Source organism: Haloferax sp. Atlit-109R (assembly GCF_003665865.1).
In the GTDB taxonomy this organism is placed as follows: Archaea; Halobacteriota; Halobacteria; order Halobacteriales; family Haloferacaceae; genus Haloferax; species Haloferax volcanii.
Genome location: NZ_QPLO01000002.1, coordinates 806,464 through 829,288, shown reverse-complemented (window position 1 = coordinate 829,288; position 22,825 = coordinate 806,464). Strand labels below are relative to the sequence as shown.

General features: G+C 51.4%; 20 protein-coding genes and 1 pseudogene. 8 read left to right on the top strand and 13 right to left on the bottom strand.

Annotation, left to right across the window (positions count from 1 at the left end; all coding sequences use genetic code 11):
* Positions 1-98 precede the first annotated feature (98 nt).
* Genes DVK03_RS12735 through DVK03_RS19725 form a run of 3 tightly spaced genes read right to left on the bottom strand, consistent with a single transcriptional unit; the run spans position 99 to position 4,035 of the window.
* On the bottom strand, positions 99-1,568 hold the full coding sequence (locus tag DVK03_RS12735; protein WP_115803121.1) for a polysaccharide biosynthesis C-terminal domain-containing protein: 1,470 nt from the start codon (positions 1,566-1,568) through the stop codon (positions 99-101).
* 2 nt (positions 1,569-1,570) lie between these two features.
* Positions 1,571-2,485, bottom strand: coding sequence for a glycosyltransferase family 2 protein (locus DVK03_RS12730; RefSeq protein ID WP_115803120.1), 915 nt, complete (start codon positions 2,483-2,485; stop codon positions 1,571-1,573).
* Positions 2,482-4,035, bottom strand: a complete 1,554-nt coding sequence (locus DVK03_RS19725; RefSeq protein WP_147301744.1) for a hypothetical protein — start codon at positions 4,033-4,035, stop codon at positions 2,482-2,484. The genes DVK03_RS12730 and DVK03_RS19725 overlap by 4 nt, the downstream gene beginning before the upstream one ends.
* On the opposite strand from DVK03_RS19725, the gene DVK03_RS19720 reads away from it, so the two are divergent.
* From DVK03_RS19720 to DVK03_RS12720, 3 genes and pseudogenes are all read left to right on the top strand, one after another.
* Positions 4,022-4,300, top strand: coding sequence for a hypothetical protein (locus tag DVK03_RS19720; RefSeq protein ID WP_147301743.1), 279 nt, complete (start codon positions 4,022-4,024; stop codon positions 4,298-4,300). The two genes, DVK03_RS19725 and DVK03_RS19720, sit on opposite strands and share 14 nt — an antisense overlap.
* A gap of 235 nt (positions 4,301-4,535) precedes the next feature.
* Positions 4,536-5,450, top strand: a complete 915-nt coding sequence (locus DVK03_RS12725; RefSeq protein WP_115803119.1) for a glycosyltransferase family A protein — start codon at positions 4,536-4,538, stop codon at positions 5,448-5,450.
* 125 nt (positions 5,451-5,575) lie between these two features.
* Positions 5,576-6,304 (top strand): annotated as a pseudogene (locus DVK03_RS12720) (IS6 family transposase).
* Between the two features lie 48 nt (positions 6,305-6,352).
* Here the strand turns inward: DVK03_RS12720 and DVK03_RS12715 are convergent.
* From DVK03_RS12715 to DVK03_RS12700, 4 genes are read right to left on the bottom strand one after another with little or no spacing between them, the layout of a single operon-like run.
* On the bottom strand, positions 6,353-7,552 hold the full coding sequence (locus DVK03_RS12715) for a glycosyltransferase family 4 protein (protein WP_115803118.1): 1,200 nt from the start codon (positions 7,550-7,552) through the stop codon (positions 6,353-6,355).
* A gap of 15 nt (positions 7,553-7,567) precedes the next feature.
* Positions 7,568-8,854, bottom strand: a complete 1,287-nt coding sequence (locus DVK03_RS12710) for a nucleotide sugar dehydrogenase (protein ID WP_115803117.1) — start codon at positions 8,852-8,854, stop codon at positions 7,568-7,570.
* Positions 8,851-9,960 carry a non-hydrolyzing UDP-N-acetylglucosamine 2-epimerase gene (wecB, locus tag DVK03_RS12705; protein WP_115803116.1) on the bottom strand — a complete coding sequence of 370 codons (1,110 nt, stop codon included), beginning with the start codon at positions 9,958-9,960 and terminating at the stop codon, positions 8,851-8,853. The genes DVK03_RS12710 and wecB overlap by 4 nt, the downstream gene beginning before the upstream one ends.
* Complete coding sequence (locus DVK03_RS12700; RefSeq protein ID WP_115803115.1) at positions 9,957-10,973, bottom strand: glycosyltransferase family 2 protein; 1,017 nt, start codon at positions 10,971-10,973, stop codon at positions 9,957-9,959. The genes wecB and DVK03_RS12700 overlap by 4 nt, the downstream gene beginning before the upstream one ends.
* Positions 10,974-11,337: 364 nt before the next feature.
* Here DVK03_RS12700 and aglF point away from each other — a divergent pair, with 364 nt between their 5' ends.
* The 3 genes from aglF to DVK03_RS12685 all read left to right on the top strand — a co-directional run bounded on the left by aglF (position 11,338) and on the right by DVK03_RS12685 (position 13,962).
* Complete coding sequence (gene aglF, locus DVK03_RS12695) at positions 11,338-12,066, top strand: UTP--glucose-1-phosphate uridylyltransferase AglF (RefSeq protein ID WP_115803114.1); 729 nt, start codon at positions 11,338-11,340, stop codon at positions 12,064-12,066.
* Positions 12,067-12,153: 87 nt separating this feature from the next.
* The gene (gene aglM / locus DVK03_RS12690; RefSeq protein ID WP_115803113.1) at positions 12,154-13,458 is read left to right on the top strand and encodes a UDP-glucose 6-dehydrogenase AglM; all 1,305 of its coding nucleotides are present in this window, start codon (positions 12,154-12,156) and stop codon (positions 13,456-13,458) included.
* Between the two features lie 66 nt (positions 13,459-13,524).
* Entirely contained in the window at positions 13,525-13,962 is a 438-nt protein-coding gene (locus DVK03_RS12685) for a hypothetical protein (RefSeq protein ID WP_233521784.1), read from the top strand.
* 330 nt (positions 13,963-14,292) lie between these two features.
* Here the strand turns inward: DVK03_RS12685 and DVK03_RS12680 are convergent, their stop codons facing one another.
* The 3 genes from DVK03_RS12680 to DVK03_RS12675 form a co-directional block, all read right to left on the bottom strand.
* Positions 14,293-14,730, bottom strand: coding sequence for a type IV pilin (locus tag DVK03_RS12680; RefSeq protein WP_115803112.1), 438 nt, complete (start codon positions 14,728-14,730; stop codon positions 14,293-14,295).
* Between the two features lie 659 nt (positions 14,731-15,389).
* Complete coding sequence (locus DVK03_RS20085; RefSeq protein WP_004041948.1) at positions 15,390-15,551, bottom strand: hypothetical protein; 162 nt, start codon at positions 15,549-15,551, stop codon at positions 15,390-15,392.
* Positions 15,552-15,833: 282 nt separating this feature from the next.
* Positions 15,834-16,250 carry a hypothetical protein gene (locus DVK03_RS12675; protein WP_115803111.1) on the bottom strand — a complete coding sequence of 139 codons (417 nt, stop codon included), beginning with the start codon at positions 16,248-16,250 and terminating at the stop codon, positions 15,834-15,836.
* 203 nt (positions 16,251-16,453) lie between these two features.
* On the opposite strand from DVK03_RS12675, the gene DVK03_RS12670 reads away from it, so the two are divergent.
* Both DVK03_RS12670 and DVK03_RS12665 read left to right on the top strand, forming a co-directional pair.
* Positions 16,454-16,738 (top strand): hypothetical protein, encoded by a 285-nt coding sequence (locus DVK03_RS12670; protein ID WP_004062814.1) that lies wholly within the window; start codon positions 16,454-16,456, stop codon positions 16,736-16,738.
* 394 nt (positions 16,739-17,132) lie between these two features.
* Positions 17,133-18,107, top strand: a complete 975-nt coding sequence (locus DVK03_RS12665) for a CARDB domain-containing protein (protein ID WP_115803110.1) — start codon at positions 17,133-17,135, stop codon at positions 18,105-18,107.
* A 163-nt stretch (positions 18,108-18,270) separates the two neighbouring features.
* Here DVK03_RS12665 and DVK03_RS12660 read toward each other — a convergent pair whose 3' ends face one another.
* The 3 genes from DVK03_RS12660 to DVK03_RS12650 all read right to left on the bottom strand — a co-directional run bounded on the left by DVK03_RS12660 (position 18,271) and on the right by DVK03_RS12650 (position 22,822).
* Positions 18,271-18,891, bottom strand: coding sequence for a TetR/AcrR family transcriptional regulator (locus DVK03_RS12660; RefSeq protein ID WP_115803109.1), 621 nt, complete (start codon positions 18,889-18,891; stop codon positions 18,271-18,273).
* 178 nt (positions 18,892-19,069) lie between these two features.
* Complete coding sequence (gene cetZ6, locus DVK03_RS12655) at positions 19,070-20,182, bottom strand: tubulin-like protein CetZ6 (RefSeq protein ID WP_115803108.1); 1,113 nt, start codon at positions 20,180-20,182, stop codon at positions 19,070-19,072.
* A 120-nt stretch (positions 20,183-20,302) separates the two neighbouring features.
* A complete protein-coding gene (locus DVK03_RS12650) occupies positions 20,303-22,822 on the bottom strand; it encodes an RND family transporter (protein WP_115803107.1) in 2,520 nt (839 codons plus the stop codon).
* Between the last annotated feature and the right edge of the window lie 3 nt (positions 22,823-22,825).

The window sequence follows — 22,825 nt, the reverse complement described above, 5'->3', positions numbered from 1 at the left end:
TCAGTACTATCTGTATTAGTGCACTTACTTTCATCAATTATCATTGTGGGGCCCATGGTACCCAATCAGTGGTGCTATCTAAACTGAACCAAAACTTCCTAATTTATTTGAATTGAATTAATTACAGAGGTTATCTCTGATTTGTCTAATGCACCAGTCAATAAAGATACTACTGAAAATATGACTAAACCAATTGGTGGAACAATGAGTAGTGATAGATATGGTGATGAAATTAATTCAGATAGCCCAAATATTAGTATAGTAGAAAAAACAATTGTAGTCATTAGTCTAATAGGCCTAAGGTCTTGTAGTGGGTTGAACCCGATAACTCTCGCAGATGCTAAGTGACAAAAGAACATAATTCCATAGCTTATGCTAGTTGCAGTCGCAGCTCCTTTCATACCATACCGTGGTATAAGAGCTAAATTGAGCAATCCGTTTAGAATGGCTGCTCCAGCCGTAGCGAAAATAATCGGCCTGTAATTTCCTTTTGCTTGGCCAATTGAATAAATTGGGCGCGCTGTAGCGAATCCAATGGAACCAGGAATCAAAATGAGTATCGGTAGAATACTAGGTGTGAACGATGATCCTAAATATAGCGGGACAAGATCACTCGCAAGGCTTGCTAAACCGATACCCAGTAGACTTGTAAATAATAGTACATAACGTGTAAGCCGAGAAGATAACTGATTGATTTCAGAGACTTGTCCAGAATCCCACAGTTCAGAGGCAGACTGTACCATGACTGTTTGTACTGCTATTGGTGCAAACCAAAGAAATTCTACTAAGACAAGGGCCCCTTTATAATATCCAGTTTGTTCGCTTCCGGATATAGGATTTAAAAGGAGGAGGTCAACGTGATAAAGCGAAGCTACTAAAGACATTAAGATAACATTCCCTATGCTAAACATCACCAACTCATGCTTGGGTAACTTATAATCGAACTTGAGGACATGGTTGAGACTAAGATATTTATTAATATAATAGATCCCGACGAGACCAGCAACAAGTAATCCAACAATTTCTCCGAAAAGAACCCCGGTAACTCCCCACCCGTAATATATTAATACTAAAGCGATTGTTCCGAATATTAATTTTCTTATCACAAATAACGGTTCAGAATACCGTTCTTGTTTGAGTCCTCTTAAAGTATTTACAGAAATGGAAAATATCTGCTTTGACATCAATACAACCATTGCAATATATATATACAATACAGTCCCATCTTGTAGTAATTCCCTGACGAAGTTCAACTGAAGTGCTAAAAATACCAGTACTGCGAAAATACCTGCAATAACAATTCCAAGCCGAGTGAAGAATCCATACACTCGGTCACCCCAATGTTGTAACGGACGATTTTCTGCGAGGAACTTTCTAAGACCAACGGAAACGACTGGGGATGTCAATAAACCACCCATCAAAATAATTGATAAAACAAACGCATAATCTCCATACTGGGCCTCTCCAAGGAACCGGACCAGTAAAGGTGTGATTAGAGCTCCAAGGAGAATATCACCAAATTTCCCGAAGAAGACCAGGAGAATCCCTGACTTAATACTTCTAGACATACCTAGAACAGCAGGCGTCCGTGATTTTCTTGCAGGTAGCTCATTGATTCGACATCAAGTGGCTGTCGCTGATCAAGGATTGTGTCCCACTCTAACCACAATTCTCTCATTGCAGAAATCACCGGTCTTGGGTCTCCTCGAGTTTTAAAAATAGAATAGAATATCCACAAGACAGTGGAGATGAACACATATCTCCATGGTAAATACTTTGCGGAGGTTTTTGTCCTATTCTTCATAACATTGTGTATCAATTGATCGTTGTCAATCCTCTCAGCAGGTGATTCTTTATGTGTTACTTGTATGTCTGGGCAATATCTTATTCGATAGCCTTCCCGGATAATCCGATATGACAGATCAATCTCCTCAAACCCATAGGTATAGTCCTCTGGATAATCACCTGCTTCATCAATTACTTCTGATAAAATTGCGTTCCCAACACCAATAAAGTATGAGCTGAAAAATGGTCTGTCTCGGTACCCTGATTTTTTTAATTTCGGTACTTTTTTGTCCTCGATGTCTTTTGTGTGATAATTCACGGACTGGAATGCAATGGCACCCAGTTGAGGATAGCGGCGAAATTTTGACAATAATTCATCAACAAAATTTTCTGAAGAGATAACTGCGTCGTCATCAATTGTGACATAAATATCACCTTTCGCCTTCTGAAACCCAACATTCCGTGCTTGGGATACACCCATTCTCCCTTCATAATTAAAAAATCGGATCTGATCGTGGTCTAAGTCACCACCTTGTTCAAATAGCTCAGAGGTTCCATCTGTTGAGTTGCTAATTATTATAATCTCAAAATCATCAAGTGTTTGATTAAGTATACTCTGAATGCATTCTTGCAACTCGTTCTTCCTATTGTATGTGGCGATTATGAACGAGATGGAAGGTGGTTTTGATATTGAATTCATGAATTATTACTCTCTGAATTAATCTTCACTTCACCATTATCATACACATTGCTATTTTGCAGGGTTTCAGCTTGGATAATGCGACTGTGAGCCTTTGTACTAGAATATCTAAACTTGTTTCTCGCCACTCCAAAATACATTCCGGTTCGTTCATACTGACCAATTCGTAGTAATAAATAACCCTGGTTGATTGATAAGTCGTCTATGTCATTTTGTACAAAGGTTTCATACCGCTTATCATTTGTCTGTCCTGACTGGGAGAATTCGCGAGGCAAGTACTTCCAGACATATGTATCGGTAGTGATTTTTGACTCTTCTGGAACGAATTTCTCAACAAAATCGAACGAGCTCATCTCCCCTTGGTTAAAATACATTTTTTGAGATCCAGTGTTTATGTTCGATATATCACTACTATTGACTGGCGATAACCCTGCGCTCGCAGTAAGTAATAGTACAATAACGACAATTACAGCAGGTGCGACACGCACCTGTCCAGACCTTGCACGTATATTCTCAAACAGCAATAATAGTGCATAACTAACTGAAATTGCAACAAATGGGGCAACCAATACTTTCAGTCGAGTTATTCTAAAAATCTTATTGAGTATATATACCGATTGAAGTGGGTTTGGAATGTAGATGAATACAGAGAATAAGCACACTAAACCGAAAGCAGGTACAGATATGCTTAAGCTGTCAGTCGACCTCCGGCGAACGAGCAACAACACTGCACCAACAAACCCCAGAATTAGTATTGTATTTATATTTATTGTACGAGAAATCTCAACAATAAGTGATGGTTGGATCTCAGAGCCAGTTGCTGGAGGGCCAGCCGGATTTAGTTGAGCATAGTATGAGACAATTATCCGGTCTACGATCGACCGAAAAAACCCACTCTCTCCCAAAAACACCATATGAGAGACCAGGCCAATAGTCAGGAGTTTTAAAACTTTTTTGATGTTTTTATTAATGTCTTCACGTCCACCAGTGATTATTACTTTATTTATTATCAACATGGCAAAGAGTAGAGCAACTATCAAAATACCGGTTACCGAATGTACACCAACCAAGAAACCGATCGTAAGCACACAAAGCAGAGTCTCCTCTACATCCCACCGGGATCGAGCAATAAGATAGACTAAAAATAAGAATCCCAGATACCCGTATACGCGTGTAACCATATACTGAGAATAGAATAGAGTTAGCGGGAGAGTCGCATAAACCACCATGGACACTCGAGCTAGACGGTGGTACTGCAAGAACTCTCGACTGATTAGATACACCAAAACTGAAGAGATGGCAAATGGAATAGGTAATCCAACAAAATAAGCTGTTTTAACATTCTCACCTGTAATGAGTGAGAGGCACGCAGCAAGGACGTGGAATAGTGGTGATTGATTATAATTTGGTGAGAGATTAGCAGGAGTGATTCTGTGAATGTCAACTGTTACTTGTGCAAAATTCAGATGGAGAAGAATATCACTCCATCCAAAATATAATGGATATTTTAGAGTTACTGAATATGTAAATAATAGGATGGCGACAGGCACAAATATGACTGTAGAGATAATTGACTTAGCCTCACTACTTAAAGACAGATACGCAATTAAAGAGATTGAGAACGAAAAGATAGCTACAAATGTGATAGTTCGGAATACATTGGTTACCAGTGTTAGAACACCAGCGCTTAAACACAACAGTAGCAATGAGACCACGATCCTCACATCAATACCCGCTAAAAAGCTCCGTTTGGGCTGGATACTGTCCGAGAGTTTGGGTAAGGCGACCAGTAATACAATGAAGGGAACTGCGTAATATCTTGCTGCAGTTTGTCCCAGACCACGGTTTAGTATATAAAGTACAGGAAGTGTTCCGAGGCCTAAAAGTAGAATAACCTCGAATACGACGATTTCCCAGCGCCTTTCGCCCCACATCTGCTCAGTCCTAGATAATCACTTCAGGTACAATAGTCTTTTGTAGTTTAGTGCTCTACTCTTGAGTTACTTTAATAGCAAAATTATAATAAGAAGTCTAACTCAAATCATGAAACATGTGTGAGATCAGCGTAGTAATCCCGGCATATAATGCTGAGTCTACTATTTCAAGCGCTATTGAGAGCGTCCTTTCACAGTCATATGACAATTATGAGATAATCGTTGTTGATGATGGATCTAAAGATAATACTGTATCGGTGATAAGGAATGAATTTGATGAAAATTTGACGCTAATACAACACAATGATAACAAAGGGGCAGCTGCAGCAAGAAACACAGGAATCAATGCATCAAATGGAGAGTTTATCTCATTTCTGGATTCTGACGACCAATACTGTAAATCAAAACTAAAAAAACAGTATATGTGCTTGAAACAGAAAGATGAGGACTACGTGGCGGTTCACTCAAAAGAAAAAAAAGAACAGAATAGTCTCCCACGAAAGATAGAAGACTACATTGGGCATAAACTACAAGTTTTTGACAAGTATGACGAGGATCTACCAGTGTCTAAGCACAAATTAGATCTACTATCTGCTGACTCAAAATTTGGAAATACCTCTACTTTAATGGTGAGGTCTCAGGCAGTTCAAGCAGTCAACGGCTTCGACGAAAGTTTCCAGAGACATCAAGACTGGGAGTTCCTTATTAGACTTCTTGACATAGGTAAAATATCATTTGTTGATGAGCCATTAGTAATAAGGGGAGATACAGGGAGACCAAGCGCTCATATATACGAACTTGAAAAATCGAGATATTTGAGAAAATATCAAGAATTGGTCCGTGAATTTGAGTCAGTGGGGGACTCAGTGTCAAAATACAACAATCTAGAACTATGCAAATTTTTTCTACGTGATGGTGAGTTACCCAGAGCGTGGTATTACTTAAAAAGATCTAAGTTCAAAAACCCTACACAGGTTTTTGCGTTACTCTGGTCTGCTATTTTGTACCTGCTCACCAAAATCAGGGATTAATCTTGTTCATAATGTGTGAACCGATCCAGTGACTGATTATTTAGAATGGAACAATAAGTTACCATCGGCACTGTCTAGTTAAGCCAGTTTGAGGAACGAGCAGGTCGTTGAGTTAGTTGGTCAAGATACTCGCAGACCTGCTCAGCAGGTCTTTGAGACGGATTAAGAAGAAACGTGGGAGCGTGAGCGGACAGCGACGTTCACGAGAGAAAAGCTCTCGTGCAGCCCATCAGAACGCGAAGCGTTCTGAGGACACCCGTCAGGGTGTTCGCCGTCCAGCTCCACGCGACCGGCTGTTCACTTAGAGAAACAAAAGAAATTCTCCGGTTACTCGGCGCCGAACGGTCTCATCAAGCTGTCTGGCAGTGGGAACATCGACTGGCTGACAGCGGTCACAACCCGCCTGAGGCGAAGCCGAAGCGGGTTGCCGTCGACGAGACCGCTGTCAAAATCAATGGCGAATGGTCTTGGTTGTACGCTGCAATAGACATCGAGACGAAGCTGATTCTTGATGTCGAGTTGTTTGGACAGCATGTACCATCCGGCTGCTGCGTTTCTCCCCCGACTCTCGGAGAAAAACGATCTCTCAGATGCCGTGCTTCTCGCTGATGGCTACGGCTATCAGACTGCCCTCTTTCGATTAGGATTGAGCGGTCGGCTTAACTACGTCGAGCGAAACCTCATCGAAAATGTTTTTTGCCCTCAAAATGCGAGTCGACCGCTTCCATAATTCGTGGGTGGGCAGTCACGGAAGCGTCCGCGAGTGGTTCATACGATTTGCGCAGTACTATAACTATCAACGACCGCATCGATCGGTCGATGGGCGTACGCCGGTTGAGGAGGTCACTAACTAGACGGTGCCTTAGTATCTATTACTCTGAATTACTCGTATCTGCGTAAGGTCAGCTAAACATTGAACCAAGCTCACGACTTAGTGATTTGGCTATGGCTTTTCTGTCGTAATTCTGTGAGATGTGTTTCTTGCCTGCTTCTCCGAGCGAGGCCTGTATCTCATCATTCGATAGTATTTCATCAAACTTTCTAGCTAAGCATTCCGGATCATTATTAACAACTATTCCACCACCAGATTCGTCAATAAGTTTCTCAACTTCTCCAGTTCCAGTAGCAACAACAGGTAGACTACTAGCCATATACTCGTACACTTTCGTTGGTACTGCATATTCAAGGGTCTCAGTCTCTTTGAGAGGAGCCACGCCAATCGATGCATCTGCAAGCATTTTTGGGATATTGTCACGTGAAACTAATCCAGTAAAGTCAATAGAATCACTAACTCCTAATTCTTCAGCCAACTCTTCAAGTTCACCACGAATATCGCCATCACCTACTATTTTTAATGTTACTTTGTGGGTCTCCATTTGATCAACTGCTTTTATACAAGATTCAAGATCCTGGGCATGACCGACATTACCTGTGTAAATAATCGTGCTATCTTGGCTATCTCTATTGACATCAAAGCGATTGGAGTCAACACCATTTGGTAAGTGGAATATCTTGTCGTGATTAATTTTGTATTGCGATACTAGCTCTGAACCGAGTTGGTTAGTAGTAACTGCAATTTTATCTGCGGAGTCAAGAACAAGTCGTTCAAATGCCCTACTTGATTTTTCAACAATACTATCTTCGTTAATAAACCCAAGACCAATCGATGCGTCAATCCAGAGGTCACGAACGTCAACAACGACTGATGTCGTGCTAAACAGACTAAATGGTAGACCTGCAATCCCAGTGAAAATTGGTGGTGATGAGGTGAGAATCACATCTATTTCACCACGGTTTAATAGAAGCCATAGAAGGGCATGGATAGGGAATGTCAGATAGTATGCAATTCGTGAAGCAAAGCTCGGATCTTCTACTGTCGGTTGGTGTGCCCATAGGCGCTTGATTTTAACACCGTCACGCGTATAGGATTCATTCCACTTCCAACTCCGACCAAATTGTCCATGTGGGAACGATGGTGGTGGTGCTAAAACTGTAACCTCCCAATTCTCTTGAGATAGATGTACTGCAGTATCCCGAACTCTGGATGCATTTCCTGAGTTATCAGGGGGGAAATGCTGGCTGACTATGACGACATGTTTCATTGGGATACAAACGGGTTAGATTCTGATCATATCAAATCCATGGTTTTCCCACCGCTTTTGATCAAGGACAGCTTTGGTGTCAACAATCACATTTCCACTCATTAGGCTATTAAACCTCTCTGGGTCTAGTTCTTTGAACTCGTCATGATCGGTTGTCACAACACACACATCCGCTTTGCGAATTGATACGTCTAGGGGGTTGATATTCAGTGTTTGATCAGACACATAGGGATCATGGATCTTTATTTCTACACTAGGTCTGTTCGTGGACGATAATGAATCACTGTCAGATTGGATTGATTGAAGTTCGCGGGCTAACTTCAACCCAGGACTCTGACGTGTATCCCCTACGTTACCCTTATACGCAACTCCAAGGATTGAAACTTTCTTACCGGATAGTGAACCAATGCGCTCTTGAAGAGATTTGATAATATACTCTGTCATCCCATCATTAATCTCTCTTGCCTTCGATATAATATTCAAATCGTCGGAATTCTGTCCTAAAAACCACGGGTCTACTGGAAGGCAATGTCCACCAACTCCCGGACCTGGATGATGGATATTCACCCGAGGGTGTTCGTTGGCAAGACGGATTGATTCTCGGGAATCGATACCGTAGCCATGCGCAATAACTGCAATCTCGTTTGCAAGCGCGATATTAGTATCTCTGAATGTGTTCTGAATGAGTTTAGCAAACTCAGCCGTCGACGGATTTGATGCCTTGTAAATATCCGACTCAACAAACGAACTATATAAATGAGAAGCACGTTCTGTAGAGTGATCGGTGATTCCCCCAACAATTCGAGCATTTTTGCGGAGCTCTTGGATCATGTTCCCTGGAAGAACTGTTTCTGGGCAGTGTGCAAGGCCGAAATCTTCTCCCGCTCCAAGTCCAGACTGTTCTAGAATTGGCTGAAGTACCTGCTCAGTTGTCTCTGGCGGAACAGTTGACTCAAGGATTACGAGATCACCCTCCCGAATATGATCTTTAATCGTCTCTCCTGCTTCCATTACATAATCAAGATTTGCCTTCTTTTTTTCAGCATCAAAAGGAGTAGGCACACAGATAATGTGTGTCTTTGCAGGTTCAACGTCAGTAGCCACGACTAAGTTTCCGGAGTGTCGTGTCTTATTAACGAACTGATCTAAGCCAGGTTCTTCGAAGTGGACATTTCCATTTTGGAGACTTCTGACCACACTACTATCGATATCGTAGCCAACGACTTCATAGCCAGAATTGGCAAACATCGCCGCAGTTGGCAGTCCAATATACCCAAGCCCATGGACACAGATATCAGTCATACAGATGCCTCCACAGGAACGTCTATTTGAATGGTATCTAAAATCAGTTGTGCTGCACTTCCATCGCCGAATGGGTTTTCCCAGTCAAACTCAGTTCCAAACATTGTTCTTGCACCATCAACAATTTCACCGGGTTCGGTTCCAGAAAGACAATTAGCACCTACTTCAAGTGTTTCTGGCCGCTCAGTATTCTCTCGAAGGGTGACACAGGGTATGCCTAAGATACACGCTTCCTCTTGAATGCCGCCCGAGTCAGTAAGTATTAATTCTGCATTGTTCTGGAGCTTCAAAAAGTCAAGGTAATCTTGTGGAGGTATAGTTCTGACATGTTCGGGTACTTCGAGTCCAAACTCTTTCAATTTACCCCGCGCACGGGGATGAATTGGATAAAGAAACTCAATACCAAGATCAGAACCCACTCGATTAACACCTTCTAAGAGATTCTCAAATATTTTTTTGTCGTCAACGTTTTCTGCTCTATGTGCCGTTAAAATCCCATACTCCCCCATTAGATCTAAATCATCTATCGCTGAGCTCTTTCGAGATGCCAATTCTCTATTCTGCTGGACAGCATCCACAACTGTATTCCCAGTTACAAAGATACGTTCTTCTGGTAGACCTTCTTCCAATAAGAACTCCTTAGATTTCTTTGTTGGTGCGAACAGACAGTCCGCAGTATGGTCTGCAACCACGCGGTTCTTTTCTTCGGGCATATCGCGGTCAAAGCTCCGAAGACCTGCTTCAACGTGGCCAACTTTACAATCCAACTTCGTCGCTGCAATTGTTCCTGCAAGGACAGAGTTTGTGTCTCCCTGTACGAGAACAATATCAGTGTCCTCTTCGAGTAGAATCTCCTCAATACCAATAATCATTTCACCGGTTTGCTTCCCATGTGATGCAGACCCAACGCCGAGATTGTAATCCGGTCTTGGAAGTTCGAGCTGGTCGAAAAACACCTCATTGAGACTCTCTGAATAATGCTGACCTGTGTGTATGACACTATGCGAGAGACTACGCCCTTCGCAAGCACGAATAATTGGCGCGAGCTTGATGATCTCTGGACGTGTGCCTAAAATGATAGTCACGTGTGGTGATGTTGCATTCATTGTATGATTTCGTGTTTGAGTTCGTTGAGCATATTAGAGATACGATTCAGGATGAGTCCAACAAAGATACCGAGAACACCGAGGATTGCAAAGAAGCCTGCGGCAAGTACCTTTCCTGGATAGAATATGCCAGATGATTGGTATATGAGGATTGCATCTAAACCGTAAAGCGTGCCAGCAAGAGTCAATACCGAACCCGGCACTCCGAAGAAGATCAACGGATGGCGGTCACGAATCAGTTGCAAAATAAACGTTGCAACGGTCAACCCATGCCGAAGCGGACTATACGTCTGCCCGTCAATGCCTTCATACCGGACATTAATTGGAATCTCCTCAATTGCTAGGCCTTTATCAACGGCATCTCCAATCATCTCGCTTTCAACACCCATCCCAGAAGTCTTGACTGACAACTTCTCGATGGCTATCGGGGAGAACGCCCGAAACCCACTTTGCGTATCAGTCAAATTCTGACCACTTGATCCCACAGTTAAAATATCCAATACACGCTGTCCAAATCGTCGGTACAATGGTGTCTCATCACCTTCCTTCGGTTCAAGATACCGACTACCAATAACCAAGTCAGACTTCCCCTCTACTACCGGTGTAACAACTTGAGGAATGTCTGATGGGTGGTGTTGTCCATCTCCATCAAGGATCACGAACGCATCACATTCAACTTGTTGAGCATGATCTAAAAGTGTCTGGACAGCGCCACCTTTTCCTTGATTTTCCTTGTGGACAATAACTGTCGCACCAGCCGCCCTCGCAATTGGAACAGTATTGTCTGTACTTCCGTCGTCAACAACCACAACATCTTCCGCATACTGCTGCGCTGCTAACACCGTACTACCGATACCAACCTCTTCGTTGTAGGCAGGGATTCCAACAACGGTCTTAGTATCATGGGAGCTACTTTTAAATCGTTCACTACTTCTATTAGAGTCGCTTCCAGTGTCTAGTTTGTTAGTCCCAACACCGGTGCTATTCCCCCGTCTTGTATTAGTCGAGTGCATTACCCTGTTTCCTCGCTAGGGGTCAAACTTTTTTTTTGCATCATTGACTTTCCGACTGGTGGGCGTAAGATGACGACTCACCAATTGCTTGGATTTTGATCCGTTACTATTGTCTCTATGACACACCAATAAAGAGCTTTCTTCTGAAGCATTGAAGATAACCCAAGCAGCCTAATAGGTCTATGTGTTAAAAATAGATGGTTTCAACGATTGTTTTGAAATTATGATAATAAACGTTGGAGCACGTTTGTTTGTATTTGACGCCACCAAAAAAAGTTGGCCACTTTAGATAGCCCACCGTGTCCAGATTGGCGCGACTTGAGTGATAACAAGAACTATACAATCTACCAACACAGTAGCTACCATGAAAGCAGTCGTCCTAGCCGGTGGTGAAGGAACTCGGCTCCGTCCACTTACTGAAGACAAGCCGAAGGGGATGGTCGAAGTCAACGGCAAACCAATCCTAACTCACTGCTTCGATCAACTTGCTGAACTCGGCGCTGACGAACTGGTCGTCGTCGTCGGCTACATGAAAGAGCGAATCATCGAACACTACGGCGATGAATTCCAGGGTCTCCCAATTACGTATGCACACCAGCGAGAGCAGAAGGGGCTCGCACACGCTTTGTTGACCGTCGAAGAGCACATCGACGACGACTTCATGCTGATGCTCGGCGACAACATCTTCAACGCCAACCTCGCCGACGTCGTCAACCGCCAGCAGGAACAACGAGCAGATGCGGCCTTCCTCGTCGAAGAAGTCCCGTGGGAGAAGGCAAGCCGATACGGCGTCTGTGACACGAACAAATACGGCGAGATCACTGATGTCGTCGAGAAGCCGGACGACCCGCCGTCGAATCTCGTGATGACGGGATTCTACACGTTCACGCCCGAAATCTTCCACGCGTGTCACCTCGTCCAGCCGTCGAACCGCAACGAGTACGAAATTAGTGAGGCAATCGACCTGCTCATCCACAGTGGACGTACAATCGACGCAATCAGGCTCGATGGCTGGCGGCTCGACATCGGCTATCCCGAAGACCGCGACGAAGCTGAAGAGCGACTGAGCGGCGAAGTCGCCGAAGCGCAGTAAGCCAAGCCAGTCTTCATACTGGCCTGGCACGTCGCCCCTCCGTTTCCTCCGAGTATTTGATAAGACCTGTGTGGGACACACGTAGTAATGCAACTCTCTGTCATCGGGAGCGGCTATGTCGGAACGACAATCGCCGCGTGTTTTGCAGATCTCGGTCACACCGTCGTCAACGTCGATATCGACACCGGAATCGTCGAAGCGATCAACCGCGGCGAACCACCGATTCACGAAGACGGCCTTCCTGAACTCGTCGCGACCCGTGCAGGCGAAGACGGCACGGGCCGACTGCGGGCGACGACCGACTACTCCGATGTTCTCGAAACCGACGTTACGTTCCTCTGCCTCCCAACGCCACAGCAAGCCGATGGTGAAATCGATCTCTCGATTATGGAGGCTGGGGCGGAACAACTCGGCGAAACACTCGCGCAGAAATCCGACTGGCACACAGTCGTCGTGAAGAGTACCGTCGTCCCAGGGACGACTGAGGAAGTCATCACGCCCCTACTCGAAGAGGCGAGCGGAAAAGCCGAAGGCGAACAACTGGGAATCGGAATGAATCCTGAGTTCCTCCGTGAAGGGACTGCTGTTCACGACTTCCTTCACCCCGAGAAGGTCGTCCTCGGTGCGGACAACGACCGAACGCTCGAGGACATGCACGAGGTGTTTGCACCGCTTATTGCTGAAGCTGACCCGCATGTCGTCGAGACAAACAGCCGAACGGCGGAGATGCTCAAGTACGCCAACAATGGCTTCCTGGCAACCAAGGTGTCGCTGATCAACGATATCGGAAACATCTGCAAAGAGTTCGGTGTCGACGCGTACGAGGTTGCAGATGCGATCGGGCTCGACGACCGGATTGGAGAACAGTTCCTCCGAAGCGGACTTGGCTGGGGTGGCAGTTGCTTCCCAAAAGACACCAACGCGATCATTCACGCGGCCAAACAGCAGGGTTACTCGCCCGCTGTTCTCGAAGCCGCAGTTGAAGTGAACGACACCCAGCCCGAACGGCTGTTGTCTTTACTCGACCAGCATGTCGATGTGGCTGACCAGAAAGTGGCTGTTCTTGGGTTAGCATTCAAACCAGGGACGGACGACATTCGGAACTCCCGCGCAATCTCGGTGATTGAGGGCCTCAAGAAGCGAGGCGCATCCATCACCGCGTACGACCCGGTCGCGACGGCCAACATGCGTGAACGATTCCCGAATATCGAGTATGCTGACTCCGCCGTCGATGCACTTACTGATGCGTCCGCATGTGTCGTGTGTACTGACTGGGACGAGTTCGCGGTGTTAGACGACGAATTCGACCAGATGAAACAGCCTATCGTCGTTGACGGCAGACACGTTATCGATGCCTCTGAGGATCTTACGTATGAGGGTCTGACCTGGTAATGTCGTTTTGACTTGAAACTGGAACCGACGACTGGATTTATTATTTGCATCACACACTCATAGCGTGTGTATCTCCTTGGCCACCTCGCATTCGGCTATCTCCTCGTCGTGGCCCTCGCTCGGGTGCGTGACTGGGAGTTCCGATATCCCCACGGCCTGACGCTCGCGCTGCTCGTGGTCGGGATGCAACTCCCCGACCTCATCGACAAGCCGCTGGCCTACGCGGGCGTGCTGCCGAACGGCCGGTCGCTCGCACGTTCACTCCTCATCGTCGTTCCTGTCGTGGTCGTCGGCGTCCGGTATCTCTTGCGTCGAGGCTACGGTACCGAAGCTCGCGTGCTCGCGGTCGCAATCGCATCACACTCCTTGGCGATTCGTATCTCCTCGTCCTCCGAGGAGAGTGGCGCGAACTTGGCTTTCTGTTGTGCCCGTCGTGCCCGGCCTCCAGTACCCCGGCGACGACATCGCCCCGTGGGTCCGGACTCTCAACGCCGACTTCGATAGCCCACACTTGCAGTTCCAGTACCGGGGGGCGTGGTCATCTGGCTCATAATTGACGTCGGGGACGACGTATTGGTATAATAACCATACGTCTGTTTCACAACCCCAATAACACCAATCATATGTGCTGTGCTAACAGACAATTCATCTGGAGTCAGCGGCATCAGTTTGGCACTCGACATAGAGCAAGATGCACTTACGTGGTTAAGTTACCATGGAAGTTATGCGTTCGTTCATTCGCCACGAAATGTACTCGTGACTACGCGCTACGGCACGGTGAACTCACTCAACCAATCGTTGATATCATCGTAAAAAAGCCAGAAAGACGTTCGCTCAGCCGTTGTACGTCCAGCTCTGTAGGGTCGACGAGCTGGAGCCGGACTCGGAGGTCCAGACGACGCGGACGGTTTCACCGGAGGCAAATGGGGTGGTGTTCGAAGTGACGGTAATCGAACTCCCTGCAGAGATCTCGGTTGCCGAACCGTCGATGTCTGCCCAGGTGTCTCCATTGTCATCCACGGGACCCGAGATAGTGACACTGTCTGCGTCAATTGAGGTCCCACTTTCGTGAGTGATCGTGAGATTACCCGAGGTGCTGTTGTAGTCGAAGTCAAAACTCGCTTGCGGCGACGTTTCACTGACTTGGTCACCGAGACCGAGGACGAACGTGCCGATGACGGCCGCGAGGATGACGGTAATCGCAACCATCAGAATCACACCGATAACCGGTGAGACGGCGGAATCGTCGTTGAAGAGAGTTGTGAGTTGCATTGGAAATTCCTGCGCCCGGACAGGGAGTGGTCGACGCGCGATGCCGACAGTCGAAGCGACGTTCCGTTCGGCGCTCGTCGACGACGTGACCCACCTGCGGGGCTTAGATAGCCATTCGAACGGCTTGCTATTAAAACCAGATTGAGCAATCGTAACATAGCACGGGCGGTCTGCACCGGAGTCGTCGCGGGTCGGCCGACGCGCGCGGCCGCCCATCAACGTCGATCGGTGGCGGTCCATCCGTTGTCGCAGTCACCACGCACGCGACCGCATCGGCAACGAGCGAACGCTGTGTGGGGACACTTCGACGACCAAAATTCCCAGATACAGATATATTATATACTTCTGATGAATAAAATCGAACTCTAAATCCGGTATCTGAATATGTATAAAAATACGAATTTAAGCACGAATAATCTCTGAGAACACACTTTATATGGGAAAATACGTAGTCAAACTCGAATATCTGAACACACAACTCATACTTTCCTGCTGTGACTTATATATGGGAAGCGATTAGATTCAAAATTAATCCGAATATTTACTATTTTCATCACGGCCGGCGTGCGACGCGAGATGACTCGTCGGTCGCCTAGCCAGTCGTCTCGGCGGGAGACCCACAACACGCGGGACCGGCCCCGGTTGCGGTGAGAAGAGCGTCAGTCGGCGTCGTTCTGTTCCGTTCGGTCAGCCACTCCGTCCCACGCACAGAGTTGCAGCGCGTTCCGGAGGTGGAAGTCTTTCTCGTCGGGATCGTCCGTTTCGAGCGCTTTGTAGAGGTGATCTTTGGTCTGCTCGACGAACCGGGACGGCCCACTCATCGCTGTGACGCCCCCATATCAGTCGTTCCCTGCCCAGGGACATCCCGAGTACCGCGACGTACCAAGTTGTACAACCCAACCATCATGTCTAATAGCTAATCTAATCTAAAAAGTGTTTCTAGACCGTCTACCTCTTACGTGCTGTCTTCTCGGTGCGTCCTGATTCAAGCCGGGGCACTGATAATTCTGCGACACGAAGACGCGAGGACCTGACTCCCAGTCGGCTTGAGACGGTTGAACTGGGACGCGGCCCGAGTTGGCCGAGGAAACCGGACCGTAGTACTAGTCTCGGGCGAACCCGACCTGGTAGTAATCGGGCGTTTCGGGGCAGTTTTTTTTCTTTCGCGTCCAGCGGTACGTGCTGTCCGTGTCGATGCTGTTGTCTCGCGTGTAGATTCGGAGCAGTTCCCCTTCGAGCGGGCCGCTCTCGTATTTGAAGTTCCACCACGGGAACGGGAGCGCGCCGCCTTTCCCCGGGGGGAACCGTCCGCCTTGGCCGTTACACCGGAACGGAAGCGAGTCATCGCGACAGGAGCCGTCGGGCGTCCGGTTGTCGCACGTTTCGGCTTCGAGAATGACGAACGACTCCTCTGGGTAGTACTCGTCTTCCTTGACGACCGCTTGGCCGCCTTTGCCGTTGGCGGCTGCTGTCCCCGTGGCGAGGAAGAGCGCCCCCGCACCGGCTGACGCTTGCAGCACCCGTCGGCGCGAGACTCCCTCGGAGCCAGACGTCTCCCGGTCGGCCGCCGACGTATCCGGCGAATTTGACAGTGGCATCATACAGCCCACTCGGACGACGCTAATCAAGATTCCGTCAGACAGCTGTTCGCTGGCTGTCGTGTCGAGCCCGACGCCATATTTATAATGATTGTTGATGAATTACATGGTGGAGGTCGCTACGGATGTACAATCAACACGGGGGAGTGCCCGACGATGACCAATCAACACAGCAAGTAATCCAACCCGCGGAGATTAACGCGACTGAGCACTACGTTTGTAGCCTCATCGGTCTCGTCACCATGGTCGGAGTGGTCGTCCTCTTCACCCCGCTTTTGGTCGCACTCACGCGACCCTTCCAGCAACTGTCGGCTACCGCCTTCGTCTTCGTCCTCGCGACGGTCTGGTTGCTCGTCTGGCTGGGGACGGAACTGGTATGGGAATGGCAAACCGGACGACTCTTCCCCTGAGCCGCTTTTCGGCTAGTCTCGGTCGCGAGCGGCGGGAAAGCACGCCGACATCGGCCACTTGTCAATTATTCATCGAATCCACCGAGTCCTCCCTCACCGAGTATTAGGCTGGCCTAAAAATCGATGGCTTTTTATTTATTTAGGCAAGCCTAAAGTCTGCATGACAGCGAAAATCGACCGCGAAACGGGCGGAGTAGTTGGATTAGTAATGATTCTTTGTTTACTCACGGTTGGAAGTGTAGTGGGTGCTGCGGCAGCGGTACCCGCGCATACCGCCGTTACCGGAGTGAGTGTCTCCGAGGAGGACCCCGAAACTGGCGACCGTATTATAATTACACCGACAATTAGTCATTCTGGGTCGGGGAGCGGCAGCTTCGAAGTCACGGAGGTAACGGTGGAGGACAGCTCTGGAACGAAACATAGCGAAGCGAACCAAATCGGCGTGCTCGGCGCTGGCGACACCGCCGAAGTGCCGGTGAGCGCGCGCTTCGACACTGCCGGTGATAAGCGACTGACGGTGCACGTCCGCGGTCGCTATTACGACTCCGACGGTGCGACCTCGGAAATCGTCCACCTCAAGCATCCGGTGTTCGTCACGGTCTCGGAACCGAGCACGTCGACGACGGTTCCGCCCCGCGTCCACATCGAGACGCACAACGCAGTCGCCGAGACTGACACCACCGTGACGGTCACGGTGTCGAACGGTGACGACGAGGCGCTGACGGACCTGTCGCTTCGACTCGACTCGGTTGACGGCGAAATGCAGAGCCGGACCGCGATCACGCCGGTTCTCGCCGCGGAGAACTCGACGACCTACGAGTTCACGGTCGAACCGTCCGAGGCGGGCGAAACCGCGCTCAAGGCGACGCTCCGCTACAACGACGGCGAATCCGTCGAAGCGTTCGACACCGTCCAGGTCGAGCCGCTTCGGGACGACGTGTCGGTCTACGCGACCGCCTTCGAGGAAAACGACACGGTCTCCGTTCGGTACCGCGTCACCAACCACGGGAACGCACCCATCGACGACGTCGTCATCTCGGGCGTGTCGAACGAGTCGCAGCTGCCGACGACCTCGCTCCAGTCGGTCGATGCCGCGACTTCGAAGACGGTCGTCGTCGACGTGAACGAGCGCCCGTCGAGCACCGCAACGGTCGCGGCAACCTACGACATCGGCGAGACGACTGGTCAGGCGACGCAGTCGGTGCAGTTCGATTCGTCGGCAGCTTCGACAGGTACGAACGCGCTCACCGTGAACCTCGGCAGCGTAGACCCGTCGAACACGTCGACGTTCCTCCTGAGCGGCTTCTTCGGCGGGCTCGTGGTGACCGCGCTGTTGTTCACTGGCCGCCGGTGGGTCCGAGACGACTGAGAGCTGAGCACTGAGCCCGCACACTCCCGTCGGTCGGTCCCCGCTGTCCCTCCCGTCGCCGTGACGACCCTTCTTTCCGACATTCGACAGCAAGCGACCCGCGACTGTCACCTCGCGTAACGCACTCGCACGACGCCTCCCAGCGCCGCGTGTGCCGTCGAACTCAGCGGTAAATCCGATCAGCGAGGTGCTCTTGAATCTCGCTGTGCAGCAGTTCGCTATCGATTGACTCTGTCGTTGCTTGCCGAAACAGGACCCCATCGACGAATGTGATGATGTGCTCGCTCGTCCGCTCCGGATTCACCGGCTTGAACTCGCCTTGGTCGATTCCTGCTTCGATTGTTTCGGTGAGCCGCCGTTTGATGTCTTCCTCTGAGTCGGTGAAAATGGCTCGATAATCCGGATTCGAAATCGATTGCGTCCGTAGTTCGACGTACGTCTTTGCGAGCTGTGTCAGCTCCGTCCCCGACTCACACCCCACCACCGGAATCGTGATAAACAGCGTCAAAAAGTGTTCGAGCTCGTCACGGGGTGTTGTCTCTTCCTGCCCGAATATCTGCTCAAGAAACCGCTCGTGAGCGACATCGAGGAACTCTGCCAGCAATGACTCCTTGTCGTCGTAGTAGTGGTAGATAACCGATTTGCTGATGCCGACCCGGTCAGCGATTTGCGAGATGGAGATTCCATTGTATCCGGACTCAAGTAATATCTGGTGGGTCGCTTCGAGGATCGCCTGCTGTGTCTGGTGGCGATCGGAGTCTGCTGAATCCGAGAAGTAGGTCATAAATTCCGTTATCGTCAGTACGAGGCTAACGAAGCTAGCGCCGATTCGAAGTTAAACGTGTCGTTAGCTGGGACAGCAGTCCGAGAAATCGCGCAACTCCGCGCGGTCGTGGGGCGACCCCCAGTGTTCGCCGCCGCTCTGTGGCGCCGTCTCGCGACGTTTATCGACCCCCGTGCGTTCACGCGTCGCCCGAGTCACCTGCGTCCGCAACGGCTTGGAGCGCGGTCAACTGTGCGGTCGGGTTAATCCCGCCGAGGAGGACTAACACGCTGAGGGCGTCCGCATCCGGCCGGGGGTCGTCGCCGTTCCGAACCTCCAGACTCCCCGTCTGCTCTTCGATCCAGCCTTGGTTCTGACTAATCGCGTCTCGGTTGAGCCATGACGGTCGCCCGGTGATAACGAGCAGGCCGCGGGACGCAGAGCCGATATCGCAGGAGAGCGTCAGCTGTCCGCGGACGGCTTCCCGCGTCTGTGTCGTGATTCGGTTGAGCGAGTCGATCTGGTCGACGGACTCGGCGTCGTCGCCGACGAGTCGCTTGAGACGCCCCACCACGCTCGTATCGCGCGGCGGGAGCGGGCGCTCGGAGTACCCCAGCGTTGCGAGTCCGCCGCCGCGAAGTGTGTTCATGATCTCCGAGGCGTCGACGACGCTCGCGCCGACGTCGTCGGCGGTCGTGACCTCGCCCGCTGCGAAGAGCGTGCCGAGACGGCGTGCGAGCTCCGCGTTGAGCGTGTCGTACGTCTCGTCGGAGATCGGTTCGTCTTCGTTTTTGACCCACGCCGCCGTGTCGAAGCCGAAGACGTGGTCGGTCTTCGACACGAGCTGGCGGAGCGACCGCAACGTGTTCGACGCGCGCTGTTGGTCCGTCGTCGCCGTCGAGAAGATGCCGACGCCGTACACCGGCTGGTCGTACACCTCCGAGAGCCGCTCGGCGAGCACCGCGGCGGTCGGGCCGCCGGTCCCGCCGCCGAGACCGGCACAGACGACGAAGGCGTCGCTCGCTGCAATCGGCGCGTCGTCGGTCGGTTCGAGGAGTTTTCGATGCTCGTCTGCGGCGGCGGCAGCGCCGCGCTCGGCGTCACCGTCGAAGCCCTGTCCGTTGGTTTCGGTCGCACCGAACAGCACGCGTGCGTCTTCGGGAATCAGCTCTAAGGCGTCGAGGTCGGCCGCGGTCGTATCGCAGGCGGCCGCGCCGCTGATGAAATCCGGCTTGCGCTGTCGTTCGTACTCCAGCAGTTGTTCGACGACTCTCCCTCCTGCCTTCCCTGCTCCAAAGCAGAACACGTTCATGTTGTCTGCTCTGCGACGTACCGAGCGAAAAAAATCCCGGTCTCCCGCGGCTTCGCGCGACGCCCCGTTGGACTCCGGGACGTGCCGGCGGTTCGGCTTTCAGCGTGAGCGTCGTCGGGGTTACACCGCACCGCCGGCGCCGTCCGGGCCGCTCGCCGCGTCGGTCGACTCGGCGTCCTCGCCGTGGACGAGTCGCGCCCAGACGACGAGTGCCGGCGGTAAGACGACGAGCGACGCCACGTACGAGTACAGAATCGAGAGCCCGGTCAGGAGCCCGAACTGCCCCAGAATCGGCGTGATTGCGATGACGAGCACGCCGATGCCGGTCACCGTCGTCAGCATGCTGCCGGTCAGCGCACCGCCGGTCCCGCGCACCGTGTCGGTCAGCGCGGCGAACACGTCGGTTCCCTCGTCGTACTCCTCGGCGAAGCGGTGGACGAGGTGGGCGGAGTAGTCGATGCCGAGACCGATACCGATCGATAGAATCGTCCCGGTCATCACGTTGAACGGGATGTCGAGATACCGCATCGTCGTGGCGATGGCGGCGACGGTCACGACGATTGGGACCAGATTCACCACGCCGAGCGAGGGCCGCCCTTCCAGCAGGGCGTAGATGAGGACCAGGAAGACCGCCGAGCCGGCGAGTGCGAGCACGAGGCTGATGAACGCCGACTGGGCGATGACGTCGGAGACGGCTTTCAGGATGACGACGTTCCCGGTGGCCGTCGCTTCCACGCGGTAGCGGTCCGCGACCGTGCGCGTGTCTTCGGTCACGTCGGCCTGGCTGGCGTCGGATTCGACCGCGTACTCGACGCGCGCGGAGGTGTAATCGTCGGTGATGTAGTTGAGCGCCTGGTCGCGGGCCGGCGACGCGAGGAGCGCGTCGTATATCTGCTTGAGGTTGTCGTCGGGGATGCCGTTCGCGTCGCGGTCGTTCCGCGCGACGAGCGCCGCGAACTCGGGGTCCCGCTCCGCGTAGCTCTGGATGACGGTGACGATACTCGTCTCCCGCGCGTGGCCGTCGTCGACGACGAAGCTGTCGGGGGGGCTGTTCCCCGCCCGCCAGATGGATTCTAAGGTACCGCCGTCCGTCAGCGACCCCTCGACGTACACCGTCGTGACGTCTTCCTCGCCGGTCTGGAAGTTGTCTTCGAGGAAGTTCGTCGTCTCGGTCACGGTGTAGTCACGCGGTTGTAGCTGTTGGGGGAACAGTTCGAGATACTCCGGGTTGTCCTCCGGCGGGAGGAACGAATCCTGCGTGAAGCGACTGTCGACGCCCGACCCGTAGTACCCCATCCACGCGGTACTCACGACCAGCAGGACGAGGAACGCCTTCGGGGCGAGGCGCGCGATGTGAATCCCGACCGGGAGAATCTTCCCGAGGACCGAGTCTTCCGCACCGAGTGGCTCGGACCCGAACTCGGGGAAGCCGACCCGCTCTCGGAGGCTGTCGAGATACACCTTCGCCGCCGGCAGGAAGATGCCGAAGATGAAGAAGGTAAACACGATGCCGACGGCCGCGACGATACCGAAGTCGCGGATGGGCCCGAGTTCGCTCGACGCGTTGGCCGCGAAGCCGATGACCGTCGTTCCCGTCACGATAGTGAACGCGACGAGAAGTTGGTCGGTCGCCGTCCGCATCGACTCGTGGATGCCGAAGCCCTCGGTCCGCTCTTCGCGGTAGCGATTGATGGCGTGAATCCCGAAGTCGATGCCGACCGCGAGGAGAAGCGGCGGCACCGCGATGAGCATCTGTGAGAACGCGATTCCGGCCAAGCCCATGAAGCCGAACGTCCAGAGGACGGCCATCGCCAGCGAGATGACCCCGATCAGGAGGTCGATTGGGTCGCGGTACGCGAACACCAAGAAAAACAGGATCAAGACGACCGCCGCCGGCACGACGAGCGCGAGCGAATCGCCGATGACCGAGGAGAACTCCTCGGAGAGGATTCCGCTGCCGAACACCCGGATATCCCCGCCGACGGAGCCGACGATGAACTCGGCGTGTCGTTGAATCTCCGTCAGCGGACTGTCGCCGCCCGTCCCGGCCGAGTCGGACACCTCCGTCGTGAGCGAGTGCGTGACGATGCCGATCGTCGCGGACGCCGACGCGGAACGCGCGTTGAAGTCCTCGCTCAGACTCGACCGAACCGACGGGTTTTGTTCGACGGCGACTTGGACTGCGCGGTCGATTTCCGTCGGCGTCGCCTGTTCGACGGCGTCGATCTCTTCGTCGATGGTTGTCGCCGAGGGGTCTATGGCTCTGGCGACGGCGCGGGCGACGCTCGTCGTCTGTACGACAGATAGCTCGGGATTGGCCTGCAACCGCTGTTGAGCCTTGAGCATCCTGAGTAGCTCGGGCTTCGACAGGACGTTCGACCCCGATTGGATGAGCTGTGTCGTACCGGTGTCTTCCTCGAACGTCACCCGCTCGAAGTTGTCGTTGACCTCTTCGAACGCTTGGTACGCGGCGACATCTTCGGTAAACTGACTGGTTCCAGACGAGGTTCCAGACTGTCCGAGTCCGGCGGAAAACCCCGCCGAAAGCAGTAAGAAGACGAGGAGCACCGTCTTCGGCTGGTCGACTATCCAGCCGTCGACGACGTCGATGTAGTGCTGGTAATCGATCTGGAGGTCCATTAG